Origin of the sequence: Mesorhizobium sp. M0011, from assembly GCF_040324155.1 — a bacterium.
Lineage (GTDB): Bacteria > Pseudomonadota > Alphaproteobacteria > Rhizobiales > Rhizobiaceae > Mesorhizobium.
Window position 1 is genome coordinate 1 of sequence record NZ_JAMYVQ010000046.1, and the last position, 14613, is coordinate 14613.

At 59.0% G+C, this 14613-nt stretch carries 12 protein-coding genes; 8 read left to right on the forward strand and 4 right to left on the reverse strand.

What is annotated here, in order from left to right; translation table 11 throughout:
• The 4 genes from NKK51_RS30270 to NKK51_RS30285 form a co-directional block, all read right to left on the reverse strand.
• Window positions 1-904 (reverse strand): ABC transporter ATP-binding protein (locus NKK51_RS30270; protein ID WP_352555870.1); only part of this gene is annotated, 904 nt, incomplete at its 3' end.
• Window positions 904-1728, reverse strand: coding sequence for an ABC transporter permease (locus tag NKK51_RS30275; RefSeq protein ID WP_023813640.1), 825 nt, complete (start codon window positions 1726-1728; stop codon window positions 904-906). The genes NKK51_RS30270 and NKK51_RS30275, both read right to left, overlap by 1 nt.
• A 9-nt stretch (window positions 1729-1737) precedes the next feature.
• A complete protein-coding gene (locus NKK51_RS30280) occupies window positions 1738-2697 on the reverse strand; it encodes an ABC transporter permease (RefSeq protein WP_352555872.1) in 960 nt (319 codons plus the stop codon).
• 16 nt (window positions 2698-2713) lie between these two features.
• Window positions 2714-4297: an ABC transporter substrate-binding protein gene (locus NKK51_RS30285; protein WP_352555874.1), complete on the reverse strand. Its 1584-nt coding sequence runs from the start codon at window positions 4295-4297 to the stop codon at window positions 2714-2716.
• Between the two features lie 564 nt (window positions 4298-4861).
• On the opposite strand from NKK51_RS30285, the gene NKK51_RS30290 reads away from it, so the two are divergent.
• The 8 genes from NKK51_RS30290 to nifE all read left to right on the forward strand — a co-directional run bounded on the left by NKK51_RS30290 (window position 4862) and on the right by nifE (window position 14610).
• Entirely contained in the window at window positions 4862-5176 is a 315-nt protein-coding gene (locus tag NKK51_RS30290; RefSeq protein ID WP_352555876.1) for a hypothetical protein, read from the forward strand.
• A gap of 75 nt (window positions 5177-5251) precedes the next feature.
• Window positions 5252-6442: an acyl-CoA dehydrogenase family protein gene (locus NKK51_RS30295; protein ID WP_352555878.1), complete on the forward strand. Its 1191-nt coding sequence runs from the start codon at window positions 5252-5254 to the stop codon at window positions 6440-6442.
• Between the two features lie 16 nt (window positions 6443-6458).
• A complete protein-coding gene (locus NKK51_RS30300; RefSeq protein WP_352555880.1) occupies window positions 6459-8036 on the forward strand; it encodes a class I adenylate-forming enzyme family protein in 1578 nt (525 codons plus the stop codon).
• A 70-nt stretch (window positions 8037-8106) separates the two neighbouring features.
• The gene (locus NKK51_RS30305) at window positions 8107-8367 is read left to right on the forward strand and encodes a helix-turn-helix domain-containing protein (RefSeq protein ID WP_352555882.1); all 261 of its coding nucleotides are present in this window, start codon (window positions 8107-8109) and stop codon (window positions 8365-8367) included.
• Between the two features lie 532 nt (window positions 8368-8899).
• On the forward strand, window positions 8900-9793 hold the full coding sequence (gene nifH, locus NKK51_RS30310) for a nitrogenase iron protein (protein ID WP_023706403.1): 894 nt from the start codon (window positions 8900-8902) through the stop codon (window positions 9791-9793).
• Between the two features lie 99 nt (window positions 9794-9892).
• Window positions 9893-11395 (forward strand): nitrogenase molybdenum-iron protein alpha chain, encoded by a 1503-nt coding sequence (gene nifD, locus NKK51_RS30315; RefSeq protein ID WP_352555884.1) that lies wholly within the window; start codon window positions 9893-9895, stop codon window positions 11393-11395.
• A gap of 126 nt (window positions 11396-11521) precedes the next feature.
• On the forward strand, window positions 11522-13063 hold the full coding sequence (nifK, locus tag NKK51_RS30320) for a nitrogenase molybdenum-iron protein subunit beta (protein ID WP_352555886.1): 1542 nt from the start codon (window positions 11522-11524) through the stop codon (window positions 13061-13063).
• A 56-nt stretch (window positions 13064-13119) separates the two neighbouring features.
• Window positions 13120-14610, forward strand: coding sequence for a nitrogenase iron-molybdenum cofactor biosynthesis protein NifE (gene nifE / locus NKK51_RS30325; protein ID WP_352555888.1), 1491 nt, complete (start codon window positions 13120-13122; stop codon window positions 14608-14610).
• Window positions 14611-14613: the final 3 nt, after the last annotated feature.

Consider the following 14613-nt stretch of genomic DNA (forward strand, 5'->3'; position numbering starts at 1 on the left):
TGCGGCCATAGGCGGCGGTGACGTTCTTCACCGACAGGAACGGCGTCGTGCCGGGTTTCTGCTCCTGGTGTTCGATCTCATGCACCGAGACAAGCGCGTTGGTATATTCTTGTCGCGGCTCCTTGATGATCTGCCTTGTGCCGCCCCATTCGACCAGCCTTCCATGGCGCAGCACCATGATTTCGTCTGAGACCTGGGCGACGACGGCAAGGTCGTGCGTGATGTAGAGCGCCGCGACATGGGTGTCGCGGATGGCGTCCTTGATCGCCGCCAGCACATCGATCTGCGTCGTCACGTCGAGCGCCGTGGTCGGCTCGTCGAAGACGATCAGGTCGGGTTCGGAGCAGAGCGCCATCGCCGTCATCACGCGCTGCAACTGGCCGCCCGAGACCTGGTGGGGAAAGCGTTCGCCGATGGTTTCAGGGTTCGGCAGGCTGAGCTTCCTGAACAGCGCGACGGCGCGCTTTTCGGCCTCGGCGCGCGTCGCGGTGCCGTGCAGCAGCGTGGCTTCCACCACCTGATCCATCAGCCTATGCGCCGGGTTGAAGGCGGCCGCCGCCGATTGCGCGACATAGCAGACCTCGCGGCCGCGTAATTTGCGGAAGCCGTCCTTGCCGCCCTTCAGGATGTCGCGGCCGTTCAGGATGACCTCGCCGCCGGTGATGCGCACGCCACCGCGCCCATAGCCCATCGACGACAGGCCGATGGTCGACTTGCCGGCTCCGGATTCGCCGATCAGGCCGAGCACCTTGCCCTTCTCGAGCGTCAGCGAGACATCGTGCACCAGCACGATGTTCTTCGGCGGCTCGCCGGGCGGGAAGACGGTGGCCTCGATGCGCAGATTGCGGATGTCGAGCAGCAGGCCCGACTTCGGTTGCCCGGCCTTCGCTTTGCTGTCGGCCATCACCCGCGTCCTCCCTTGAGGCTTGTCGTCCGGTTGAGCACCCAGTCGGCAACCAGGTTGACGGAAATCGCCAGCAGGGCGATCGCCGCCGCCGGGATGAGCGCGGCCGCGATGCCGAAGACGATGCCGTCCTTGTTTTCCTTGACCATGCCGCCCCAGTCGGCATCCGGCGGCTGCACGCCAAGGCCGAGAAACGACAGTGTCGACAGGAACAGCACCGCATAGATGAAGCGCAGGCCGAGTTCCGAAACCAGTGGCGACAATGCGTTGGGCAGGATTTCGCGGAAGATGATCCAACCGCTGCCCTCACCACGCAGTTTCGCCGCCTCGACATAGTCCATGACGTTGATGTCGACGGCGACCGCGCGCGACAGGCGATAGACGCGGGTCGAATCCAGAATGCCCATCACCAGGATCAGCGTCACCAGGTTGGTCGGTAGCACGGACAGCACGACGAGACCCATGATCAGCGTCGGGATAGACATCAAGAGATCGACGAGGCGTGACAGCAGCGTATCGAACCAGCCGCCGAAGACGGCCGCCGAGAAGCCGAGGATGGCGCCGAGCGAGAATGACAGCGCGGTGGCCAGCACCGCGATGAACAAAGTGATGCGGGCGCCGTAGATCATGCGCGACAGAAGATCGCGGCCGAGATTGTCGGTGCCTAGCAAATGAGCAGCCGACATCGGTTCCCAGACATCGCCGACGATTTCGCCATTGCCGTGCGGCGCGATCCAGGGGGCGAAGACCGCCGCCAGGACGAACAATGCCGTCAGCACGATGCCGATCAGAGCGGGGATGGGGATGCGTTTGATATCGAGCATATCCGCCCCCTATTTCGGGTGTCTGAGACGCGGATTGGCGACGATAGCCCCGATGTCCGCAATGATGTTCAGGCTGATGTAGACGGCGGCGAAGATCAGGCCGACCGCCTGCACCACCGGCACGTCGCGTTTGGTGACGTGGTCGACGAGATACTGCCCCATGCCCGGATAGACGAAGATCACCTCGACCACGACGACGCCGACGATCAGATAGGCGAGGTTGAGCATGACGACGTTGATGATCGGCGCGATGGCATTGGGGAAGGCGTGCTTGCGGATGACGTTGAAGGCCGACAGGCCTTTCAGTTCCGCCGTCTCGACATAGGCCGACTGCATGACATTGAGGATCGCCGCACGTGTCATGCGCATCATGTGGGCGAGCACGACCAGCGTCAGCGCCGTTGCCGGCAAGGCGATCGCCTGCATGCGCTCGCCGAAAGGCATGCCGTCATAGACGGTCGAGATGCCGGGGAAGATCTGCCACTTCACGGCGAAGAAATAGACGAGCACATAGCCGATGAAGAATTCGGGGAAGGAGGTCGAGGCAAGCGCAAGTCCCGAGATCAGCTTGTCGACCCAGCCATTGCGGTAGCGCACCGCGATCAGGCCGAGGATAATCGCCAGTGGTACCGCGACGACCGCCGCCCAGAAGGCGAGGAACAGCGTGTTCCACAGCCGGCCCTTGATCGACGTGGCGATATCCTGGCCGCTCGACATGGCGGTACCGAGATCGCCGGTCACCACGCCGCCGAGCCAGCGGAAATACCTGATATAGGCCGGCGCATTCAGCCCGAGCTGCTCACGCAGATTGGCTAGCGACTCCGGCGTCGCCGACTGCCCGAGAATGGCTTGCGCGACATCGCCGGGCAGAATCTGCGTGCCGGCGAAGATCAGGACCGAAACGGCAAGCACCAACAAGATGCCCAGCGCAACGCGCTGGGCGATCAGCACCACTATTGAAGAAGACATAAGTACTCGGCGTGGTTCAGGTCTTGAGCCAGCACTTCGAAAGCGCGTAGCCCCCCATCATCTCTTGGTTGCCGTCCTCGTACCACCCGCCGACCTGCGGCCCAGTCGCGTCGATGAAGTCGTTGAACATTGGAACGATGGCGCCGCCTTCGTCACGGACGATTTGGCCCATATCGGCATAGAGCTTCTTGCGCTTGTCGGCATCTAGTTCCGCGCGTGCCTCGAGAAGCATCTTATCGAACTTCTCGTTGAAGAAGCGGGTATCGTTCCACTGAGCCTTGGAATAGTACGCAGTCGAATACATCTGGTCCTGCGTTGGACGGCCCCCCCAATACGACGCAGAGAAGGGTTGCTTGTTCCAAACTTCAGACCAGTAACCATCACCTGGTTCGCGCTTGATCTCAATCTTAATGCCGGCCTTGGCGGCGCTCTGCTGGTAGAGTTGGGCGGCGTCGACGGCACCGGGGAAGGCGACGTCCGACGTCCGAAGGAGCACTGATCCCGAGTGTCCGGATTTCTTGTAATGGAAAGCTGCCTTGTCGGGATCGAAGGTGCGTTGCTCCATCTCCGTGAAGAGTGGATAGGACTTGTTGATCGGCGTGTCGTTGCCAACCGAGCCATAGCCCTTCAGGATCTTCTGTACGAGCTCTTCCCGGTCGACCGCGAATTTCAGCGCGAGCCGCAAGTCGTTGTTGTCGAAGGGGGCTGTGTTGCAGTGGGCAAGGAACAAATAATGGCCATGGCCACTCACGTTGCGGATCGCAATCCCCGGGAGACGCTTGATAAGGTCGACCACCTTAGGTTCGACACGGTTGATCATGTGAACCTGGCCCCCCTGCAGGGCCGACATGCGGGCGGTGGCATCGTTGATGATGATGATCTCGATTTGGTCTGCGAAGCCGCGGTCATCGCGCCAATAATTGGCAAATTTTTCGCCGCCGAGGCGGACACCGCTTTGATTGACAGTGACCTTGTAAGGACCGGTGCCGATACCTTCGGTCGGATTGTCCTTGCCCCCGTTGGGCTGAATCATAAGATGGTAGTCATCCATCAGGAAAGGAAGGTCGGCATTGGCTTCCTTGAGTGTGAAGACCACGTTCTGGCCATCGACGGCAATCTTTTCGATACCCTGCATAATACCAAGTGCGCCAGACTTGGAATTGGCATCGGAATGGCGCTCCATGGTGGCGACGACGTCTGCCGGCGTCATTTCCTTGCCATTGTGAAACTGCACGCCCTTACGGATTTTGAAGCTCCAGATCTTCGCGTCCTTTGACGCGCCCCATTCTTCGGCGAGCGCGGGTTGAAGTTCGCGCTTGGCGTCGATCTGCACGAGTTGTTCGCCCCACTGACGGCCAAAGAAGTATGATACTTGGCTCTCGAAAATTGCGGGATCCAGACTGTCGGTGGCTGCACCACCCTGCATGCCGGCCTTCAACACCCCGCCTTTGACGGGGCTTTCCGCGCGTGCCGACGGCGTGAACAGGGAGTTCGCGACGGCTACGCTTACCCCGATGGTGGCCGCACGTCCTAGAAACCCACGGCGAGACATTTCGCCGTTCGCGACAATTTCACTAAAAAAACGCGTTTTATCGGTCATCGCAGTTCCCCTTAAGCGCATGCCTTCGTGGCTATTAGATGCATTTTGGAGAACCTGACGATGCCTGTCCAACAACGAATTGATATAGACTGATGAAAAAACGATATCGGGCAACCTGTAGGATTCGGAACCTGATCGGTCGGAGAGAAAGCCAGCTATAAATAACAGTGTCATGCTCGGGATGACGGCGGCCGCACTTACAACTATGCACCTGCAGCTCTTAAGCAGCTTTGGTCAGAAAATTTTGGGTCCGAACTCAGCCTTACCTCGCGGGGCGGTCGCTCAGGCAGGCGCTCCTATTCTGTCTTTAGGGCCTAGATCGTTCTTCCAACGACAGATTGGGTTGTATTGGGCAATTGGCAACCCTCCGCCGGCTTCGGCGTCTGCTGTGATCAAAAGAGGAGCTTGAATGCAGGCTTTAATCTAAGCGATCTCACCACGGCATCACCTCATACCAAATGATTGTTGGACACGCATTAATTTACGCCCCATGCATCATTGGTCTACTGCGCTAACCAGCAAGGTGGCATCGGTGCGGCGCCCTGCTGAGGGAGCAAAACCGACGTGCCACTGGCCGTTTCCTGTAGAGGCAGCCTAGATGGCGCTTTCTATCGCCGTCAGCAGCGAAACGAGAGAATCATTGCGGCGGTGCCAGGTACCTTTATTTCGATCGAGCTGCGAATGATCCGCAAACTGGCAAGCTTACTTAACCCCTACCTTTCCGAGAACCTTTGCAACGACCTAGCCGTGTTGATCGTTACATTGCCCTTGGTCGGGCTAATTCTTGCATTTCTTTCGCAAGACGCCGGACAAATGGATGCACCAGGTGTGCAATTTTGGCCGGTTCCCAGTACTTCACTTGTAATGCCGCCGCGCTGACGCTTGGCCCATCCTGATCACTCCTTTGCCGGAATTCCGTTTGATGTTTTACGATTTTCTAAGAAATGTGGGCGAATGCGCGATTTCTTTCTAACGCAGGAGGATCGCGCATTTCGCACAGAAGTTCGCGCCTTCATGTCACGTGAGCTTGCTCCGAAAGTCGATTTGATTGAGCGTGATCAGGATTTTGACGCGCAATTCGCAATCGTGCGCGCCTTGGGACAGGCTGGTTACTTGAAACTAATGTTTCCTGATCTCTATCGTGGAGCATTGCCAAAACCGGGCCTTACCCATGCAGTAATCGTTTCTGAGGAAGCGGCCCTCCTGAATTACGCCTTCGAGACTACCATTGCCACCGCATTGTCCTGTGCGTACCCCATCCACCGATTTGCCCGAGAGGCTTTGCGCGAGCGCTACCTGATGCCAATTCTTGAGGGTCGATCCTTAGGATCAATTTGCATGACCGAGCCCACAGTTGGCTCGGATAGTGCGGGCATGGCGACCAGGATTCGCTTCGATGAAGGAACCAGCGAATGGGTAGTATCCGGCCTTAAGCGTTATATTTCCAACGCCTCAAAGGCAGATGTCTATATCGTCTGGGGTGTGACCGATCCCGACGTACCGCCCCAAAAAGGTTTAACGGCGGTTCTCATTCCCGCAGGCCTCAAGGGTATGAGCTTCCCGAGGCTGTACGACTTCATGGGGCGACGCGGATCAATCGTCGGCGAAGTCGCGATGGATGAGGTGCGCGTTCCCGAGGAGAACTTGTTGGGCGAGGTGAATGGCGGTTTTAATATCATGCTGAGCGCTTTCAATTTCGAACGGGTGATCCTCGGCGGTTCCGGTTTGGGCGTGGCGCGCGCCGCCTTCGAAATCGCGACTCAGCACGCACAGTCACGGGTCAGTTTCGGCCAAAAGCTTGGTCAGAAGCAGTTGATCTGGGACATGATTGCGCAGATGAGCTGGAAAATCGACGCGGCCGAACTGCTAACGCATCGAGCGGCCAAAATGTACGATTCCGGGATCGGTGGCAAATACCTCATGCGCGAGGCTAGTCAAGCCAAACTGGTTGCGACTGAAACAGCTGTTTTCTGCGCGGACCGCACGGTTCAAATTCTCGGGGGTGATGGCGTGACCCGCCAATACGGCAAAGCCGAACAATTATACCGTGATGCTCGGACGCTGCCGATCGTTGGTGGCACCACTGAGATGTGCAAGTACCTCATCGCGGCGCGAGAGATGCCATCTATCCGGCTCAATCTCTAGTCCAGGTTCAGGCGCTATGCACATTGCTCGCATCCTAGAAGCTTCTGCCGACCGATATCCCGATCATATAGCTTTGGTCTATGAGGATCGTCGCTGGACTTATCGAGAGTGGCTAACTCGAGTTCGGCGCTTCGCCCAGGCGCTGTCCGATCTTGGCGTTCGCCCGGGTGATCGGGTCGCATTTTACATTTCAACCTCAGAAAATTCAGTGACCACCTTCTTCGCCTGCCAGTTTCTCGGTGCAGTGGCCGTACCGATGAACTTCCGCCTGTCTCCAGGAGAGGCCGCCTATATTCTAAAGGACTCCGGCGCGCGCGTCCTAGTCTACGGAAGAGCGCTGACTGACAACGCGCTTAGAATCGCAGAACAGGTTCATTCCGTCCATGATTTCATCGGTTGCGCATATCATCGGAGCAACATCCCACAAGGACATCATCATTTCGACGGGTTGATCGAGCTGTCGCCGGATCGCGGTGAGCCACGCCCGGTTCCGACCGGAGATACGATTTCATCACTCGTCTATACCTCGGGTACCACCGGACGACCGAAAGCTGTGATCCATACTCACGCAAACGACGTTGCCATCGCAATGAACTGCGTGATGGAATACTCACTACGACATGATGACCGTGCGCTACATATAGCGCCGCTCTATCACGTCGGCGGAATGCAAGCCTATTTCATTCCACACCTTCTGGTAGGCGGTACCAATGTGGTGATCGGGCGCTACGATTCTGAACGCACTCTCCGCACCATCGCTGCGGAGCGGATTACCACCCTTTTTGCAGTACCGACACAGATTCAGGAAATGCTGTTTCATCCGGATTTCGCCAGTTTCGACGTTTCCTCGTTGAGACTTGTTACGACCGGCGGGGCAGCAATTTCTTCAAGTACCATGGAGCGGGTCATGGCTGAATTCTGCCGTGGCATATTCAATGGCTACGGAATGACTGAAGCCTCACTGACGCTGATGCTGCATCCGGAAGATGCGTTACGGAAGCTTGGCTCATGCGGCAAACCCACGTTGATTTCAGAATGCCGCATAATCACCGACGATCCGAACCGTGAAGTGGCGCCTGACGAACAGGTAAGCCAAGGGACTGTCGGTCAGCTGATAGTGCGCGGGCCACAAGCGATGACCGGTTACTGGAATAAACCCTTTGAGACTCAAAAAAAACTCAAGGCCGGCTGGATTTATACCGGGGACCTGTTCAGCCAAGACGAAGACGGATTCTACTATTTCCACGGACGCGCCGACGACCTGATCATATCAGGCGGCGAGAACATCTACCCGCGCGAGGTCGAGGAGATTCTGTATCGCTGTCCTGGAGTAAAGGAGGCTTCAGTTGTTGGCTTGGCGGATGCGAAATGGGGCCAAATCGTCGTCGCCTTTGTTGTGCGTTCCGATCCGAGCCTCGAGGTGGCAACACTTGACGCGCAGGTCCGGCGTAGCCGAGATCTTGCATCGTACAAATGTCCCAAGCGATACGAGTTCCTGGATGCCTTGCCGACTAACCCTAGCGGCAAGGTTTTAAAGCGGGAGCTGATCGCGCGCTACGATATAACTTCGCCCAAACAAGTTGCTCGGGGCTAACCACGATGGCAACGCCCATATACGATTTTCTCCACGACAGCAGTGCGGATTCGATTCCTGGGGAGGTGCTGTGTCTAGGACGGCGTTGGCTAGCATCGACTCGATCGCGCGCACGTTTGGGATGAGTATTAGAAACCTCGGGCGTCTTTTCCAGCGGTATGCTGATTCCTCGCCCGCCCGGTACTACAAAACTCTTCGTCTTGAGCACGCGCGGGATTTGCTACTCCACACCAATCTGGCAAATGTCGATATCGCCATCGCGACTGGGTTCTGCTCGAGTTCATATTTTTTTGCGTCCTACAACAAGGCATTTCGGACATACGCCGTCTAAGGGACGTCTGAAAAGTCGCTGAGGTTCAACTGAGCGCGGTATTTGGGCCGACTGTCGCCGCTAGGTGTCAGCTCACGAGGCTTCGCGCAGACTCTGCCTTGCGGCAGCGCTGTGCAAGTCCGGGATTTACCGAAATACGCACGAATTGTGAGGCGGGCCGCCCTATGCCGGGGGCCTTTGCGGTCGAGCGGCCCGGGAACACATGTACGCATCCGGTGAAGTCGTCACCGGAGGGGTACGAACACATTTCCCGGCCAGCGACCGCAGCCAGCGAGCATCGACCCTATAACCTAGCTGTTTAGTCCCGACGCTTTGTGTCGCCATTGTCGCGTCCGCTACACGGGCTGTTCCGACGATCCTTTCTTGGAACTCAAGCTAAACCCCTGAAAAGCAACCATGAAATTATTCTTCGGTTGGATCAGCCAAATTGGCATGAGTCTTGAGATCCTTAGGTGCGAGGCGGCTAGAGCTGCCCGACCGGCATTCAAGTCGCGGCAGCCGCGATGAATGGGAACGAAGGAAGGAAAGCTACATGTCAGGTTTGCGTCAGATCGCCTTTTACGGCAAGGGCGGCATCGGCAAGTCCACCACCTCTCAAAATACGCTCGCCGCCCTGGTCGACCTCGGGCAGAGAATCCTCATCGTCGGCTGCGACCCCAAAGCCGACTCCACCCGCCTGATCCTGAACGCGAAGGCGCAGGATACGGTCCTGCATCTCGCGGCAGAGGAAGGTTCGGTGGAAGACCTGGAACTCGCGGACGTGCTCAAGGTCGGCTACAAAGGCATCAAATGCGTGGAGTCGGGCGGACCCGAGCCAGGTGTCGGCTGCGCCGGCCGCGGCGTGATCACCTCGATCAACTTCCTCGAGGAGAACGGCGCCTACGACGATGTCGACTATGTCTCCTACGACGTGCTCGGGGATGTGGTGTGTGGCGGTTTCGCGATGCCGATCCGCGAGAACAAGGCCCAGGAAATCTATATCGTCATGTCCGGCGAGATGATGGCGCTCTATGCCGCCAATAACATCGCCAAGGGCATCCTGAAATACGCCCATTCGGGCGGCGTGCGGCTCGGTGGCCTGATCTGCAACGAGCGCCAAACCGACCGCGAGCTCGACCTCGCCGAAGCGCTGGCTTCCAGGCTCAATTCCAAGCTTATCCACTTCGTGCCGCGCGACAACATCGTCCAGCACGCCGAGCTCAGGAAGATGTCTGTGATCCAGTATGCGCCGGACTCGAAGCAGGCCGGGGAATACAGGGCGCTGGCCGAGAAGATTCACGGGAATTCGGGCCAGGGCACCATCCCGACCCCGATCACCATGGAGGAGCTCGAGGACATGCTGCTCGACTTCGGCATCATGAAGACCGACGAGCAGATGCTTGCCGAGCTTCAGGTCAAGGAAGCGGCCAAGGCGGCCGCACAGTAGCGACCGCTGCCGACATGAGGCGCCGCCCTGACCTGGTGCGCCTTTCAAAGAACGGCGCCTCGTCGGTGAGGCGTCACCCTGAACCTTGAAAGGGGTCCCATGAGCCTGGAATACGAGAATGACGGTGCCCTCCATGCGAAGCTTATCGAGGAGGTGCTGTCGCAATATCCTGACAAGTCGGCGAAGCGCCGCAAAAAGCACCTCAGCGTTGCAAAGAGCGGCGACGAGGCTGGCGAGGAAAGCGAGGTCCTTTCCGAATGCGATGTCAAATCGAACATCAAGTCCATCCCCGGCGTGATGACGATTCGCGGCTGCGCCTATGCCGGCTCGAAAGGCGTGGTGTGGGGTCCAGTCAAGGATATGGTCCATATCTCGCACGGGCCGGTCGGCTGCGGGCAATATTCCTGGTCTCAACGCCGCAACTACTACGTCGGCACGACCGGCATCGACACGTTCGTCACGATGCAGTTCACCTCCGATTTTCAGGAGAAGGACATTGTTTTCGGCGGCGACAAGAAGCTGGAACGGGTCATCGACGAGATCGAGGAACTGTTTCCGCTGAACAAGGGCATGACTGTGCAATCCGAATGCCCGATCGGCCTGATTGGCGACGACACCGAAGCTGTGTCCCGCAACAAGGCCAAGGAGCACGAAAAGACAATCGTGCCGGTGCGCTGCGAGGGCTTTCGCGGCGTCTCGCAATCCCTCGGCCACCACATCGCCAACGACGCGATCCGAGACTGGGTGTTCGAGAAGAAGGAAGTGGAGTTCGAGGCCGGCCCGTACGATGTCAATGTGGTCGGCGACTACAATATCGGCGGCGACGCTTGGGCTTCGCGCATCCTGCTTGAGGAGATGGGCCTGCGCGTGGTCGGCAACTGGTCGGGCGACGCTACGCTGGCCGAAATAGAGCGGGCGCCAAAGGCGAAGCTAAATCTCATCCATTGCTACAGGTCGATGAACTACATCTGCCGCCACATGGAGGAAAAGTATGGCATCGCCTGGATGGAGTACAATTTCTTCGGCCCCTCCCAGACCGAAGCCTCTCTGCGCAAGATAGCCAAGCACTTCGGGCCGGAAATCGAGGCCAAGGCCGAGGTGGTCATCGCCAAATACCGGCCGTTGGTCGATGCCGTAATCGCCAAGTACCGGCCGCGCCTCGAAGGCAGGACGGTGATGCTCTATGTCGGCGGGCTGCGCCCCCGTCACATCGTCACGGCATATGAGGACCTGGGCATGGTGATCGTCGGCACTGGCTACGAATTTGGCCATAACGACGACTATCAGCGCACCGGCCACTACGTGAAGAAGGGCACCCTGATCTATGACGACGTGACTGGTTACGAGCTGGAGAAGTTCATCGAAGGGATCCGTCCTGATCTCGTGGGCTCCGGCATCAAAGAAAAGTACCCGGTCCAGAAGATGGGCATACCGTTCCGTCAAATGCATTCCTGGGATTATTCCGGCCCGTATCATGGCTACGACGGCTTCGCCATCTTCGCCCGCGATATGGATCTGGCCATCAACAACCCGGTCTGGAACCTCTACGACGCCCCCTGGAAGAAAAAAGCCGAGCCGTCGGCAGCGATCGCAGCCGAATGAAGCCCTGGCCTCCCGTAAGCCGGGAGGCCGTTAAACGCCTGTGGCCCTTTGTCCGCGGGAGACTTGAAACGTTTCGACGTCCCTGTGCCGCCGTATGGCGGGCCAGCTGGAAAGAGGTAACCACCCATGCCGCAATCGGCTGAAAAAGTTCTCGACCACGCGCCCCTGTTCCGCGAGCCGGAATACAGGCAGATGCTCGCCGAGAAGAGGCTGAATTTCGAATGTCCTCACCCGGACCAGATCGTTACCGACCAAGGCGAATTCACCAAGACGTGGGAATACCGCGAAAAGAACCTTGCTCGCGAAGCGCTTGTCGTGAACCCCGCCAAGGCCTGCCAGCCGCTCGGCGCGGTGTTCGCGGCCGCAGGCTTCGAGCGAACCATGTCCTTCGTCCACGGCAGCCAGGGCTGCGTCGCCTATTACCGCTCGCACCTGTCGCGCCATTTCAAGGAGCCTGCTTCGGCGGTTTCCTCCTCGATGACCGAGGACGCGGCAGTGTTCGGCGGCCTGAAGAACATGGTCGACGGGCTCGCCAACACGTACCAACTCTACGACCCAAAGATGATCGCCGTCTCGACCACTTGTATGGCGGAGGTCATTGGCGACGACCTGCACAGCTTCATCGAGAACGCCAAGGACGAAGGCTCGGTCCCGCGCGACTTCGACGTGCCCTTCGCCCACACGCCGGCCTTTGTCGGCAGCCATGTCGACGGCTATGACGTTGCGGTTAAGGGCATTTTGGAGCATTTCTGGAAGGGCGAGGAGCGAACGGAAGCCGAGGGAACCATCAACATCATTCCGGGCTTCGACGGGTTCTGTGTCGGCAACAACCGGGAACTCAAGCGCCTGCTCGATCTGCTGGGCGTCTCCTATACCTTCATCCAAGACGCCTCTGACCAGTTCGACACGCCGTCGGACGGCGAATACCGCATGTATGACGGCGGCACGAAGATCGAAGACGTGAAGAAAGCACTCAACGCCGAGGCGACACTTTCGCTACAGCATTACAACACCCGAAAAACACTCGAGTATTGCGAGGGGGTGGGGCAGGCGACGGCCTCGTTTCATTACCCGCTCGGCGTCCAGGCGACCGACGACTTCCTGATGGAGGTCTCCGCGATTTCCGGCAAGCAAATCCCCGAGGCAATCCGCCTGGAGCGCGGCCGACTGGTTGACGCCATGGCGGACAGTCAATCCTGGCTGCACGGTAAGAAATACGCCATCTACGGCGATCCGGACTTTGTCTATGCCATGGCCCGCTTCATCATGGAGACGGGGGGCGAGCCGACCCATTGCCTCGCCACCAACGGCACCTCGGCATGGGAAGCGGAGTTGAAGGAACTGCTTGCATCATCGCCCTTCGGCAAGGGTGCTCAAGTCTGGGCGGGCAAGGACCTCTGGGCGATGCGCTCGCTGCTCTTCACCGAGCCGGTGGACCTGCTGATTGGCAACTCCTATGGTAAATATCTGGAGCGCGACACCGGCACGCCGCTGATCCGGCTGACGTTTCCGATCTTCGACCGCCACCATCACCATCGGTTTGCGCTTATGGGCTACCAAGGCGGGTTGCGCGTCCTGACGACGATCCTCGACAAGATCTTCGACAAGCTCGATCGCGAGACAAGCGAGACGGGCGTGACGGACTATTCGTATGACCTCACCCGCTAAGCGTGACGGTCGGCTTTGGCCGGTCGTCTTCCCGAGGGACTTTGGAGACCGACGCAATGTCCTCGCTCAGAGCCAAAATCCAGGATCTCTTCAATGAGCCTGCCTGCGAGAAGAACCGCGGCAAGAATGCCACGGCGCGCAAAAAGGGCTGTTCGAAGCCACTGACCCCGGGGGCGGCGGCCGGCGGCTGTGCCTTCGATGGCGCCAAGATCGTGCTGCAGCCGATCACTGACGTCGCGCACCTGATCCATGCGCCGCTCGCCTGCGAGGGCAATTCCTGGGACAACCGCGGTGCGGCTTCGTCCGGGCCAACGCTGTGGCGCACAAGCTTCACGACCGACCTCACCGAACTCGACGTGGTGATGGGGCAGGGCGAGCGGAAGCTCTTCAAAGCGATCCGCGAGATCAAGGAAGCCTATGGGCCGCCGGCGATCTTCGTTTATCCGACCTGCGTGACGGCGCTGATCGGCGACGACATCGAGGCCGTCTGCAAGCGCGCGGCGGAAAAGTTCGGCTTGGCCGTGGTACCGGTCAATGCGCCGGGCTTCGTCGGCTCCAAGAATCTCGGCAACAAGCTTGCCGGCGAGGCGTTGCTCGAGCATGTCATCGGCACGGTCGAGCCCGACGATGCCGGCCCTTACGACATCAACATCCTTGGCGAATTCAACCTCTCGGGCGAATTCTGGCTGGTGAAGCCGCTGCTGGATCGGCTCGGGATCCGGGTGCGCGCCTGCATCCCGGGTGACGCACGTTACCTCGACATTGCTTCCGCGCACCGCGCCCGGGCGGCTATGATGGTGTGCTCGACCGCGCTCATCAATCTCGCCCGCAAGATGGAGCAGCGCTGGGGCATCCCGTTTTTCGAGGGCTCCTTCTACGGCATCACCGACACCTCTGAAGCGCTCCGACAGATCTCTCAGCTGCTCGTGAAGAAGGGTGCCGATCCGGAGATCCTCGGCCGCACCGAGGTATTGATTGCAGAGGAAGAGGCGATCGCCTGGAAGAAGCTCGCCGCCTACCGGCCGAGGCTCGAAGGCAAGCGCGTGCTGCTCAACACCGGCGGTGTGAAGTCCTGGTCGGTCGTCCATGCACTGATGGAGATCGGCATCGAGATCGTCGGCACCTCCGTTAAGAAATCCACAGTCGAAGACAAGGAGCGCATCAAGCAGATCCTTAAGAACGACAACCACATGTTCGAGCAGATGGCGCCGCGCGAGCTTCACGCCATGCTCTCGGAACACAAGGCCGATATCATGCTGTCGGGCGGGCGCACGCAGTTCATCGCCCTGAAGGCCAAGACACCCTGGCTCGATATCAACCAGGAGCGCCAACATCCTTACGCCGGCTATGACGGCATGGTGGAACTCGTACGCCAGATCGACCTCGCTATTCATAACCCGATCTGGCGCCAGGTGCGGGAACCGGCACCATGGGATTGCCAGCCTGCGGTGAGGCAGGAACTGCCGCGCACGAAAAGCGAGACCGCGACCTTGCATGTTGTCCAGGAATTCGCCGGCACGACGGCCGGCAATTTCGGCGAGTGTTGAGGA

Bases quoted from the DNA above. Each gene is read 5' to 3' on its own strand.
- NKK51_RS30275 (WP_023813640.1), bottom strand. From the start codon at position 1,728: ATGCTCGATATCAAACGCATCCCCATCCCCGCTCTGATCGGCATCGTG.
- NKK51_RS30280 (WP_352555872.1), bottom strand. From the start codon at position 2,697: ATGTCTTCTTCAATAGTGGTGCTGATCGCCCAGCGCGTTGCGCTGGGC.
- NKK51_RS30285 (WP_352555874.1), bottom strand. From the start codon at position 4,297: ATGACCGATAAAACGCGTTTTTTTAGTGAAATTGTCGCGAACGGCGAA.
- NKK51_RS30295 (WP_352555878.1), top strand. From the start codon at position 5,252: ATGCGCGATTTCTTTCTAACGCAGGAGGATCGCGCATTTCGCACAGAA.
- NKK51_RS30300 (WP_352555880.1), top strand. From the start codon at position 6,459: ATGCACATTGCTCGCATCCTAGAAGCTTCTGCCGACCGATATCCCGAT.
- nifH (WP_023706403.1), top strand. From the start codon at position 8,900: ATGTCAGGTTTGCGTCAGATCGCCTTTTACGGCAAGGGCGGCATCGGC.
- nifD (WP_352555884.1), top strand. From the start codon at position 9,893: ATGAGCCTGGAATACGAGAATGACGGTGCCCTCCATGCGAAGCTTATC.
- nifK (WP_352555886.1), top strand. From the start codon at position 11,522: ATGCCGCAATCGGCTGAAAAAGTTCTCGACCACGCGCCCCTGTTCCGC.
- nifE (WP_352555888.1), top strand. From the start codon at position 13,120: ATGTCCTCGCTCAGAGCCAAAATCCAGGATCTCTTCAATGAGCCTGCC.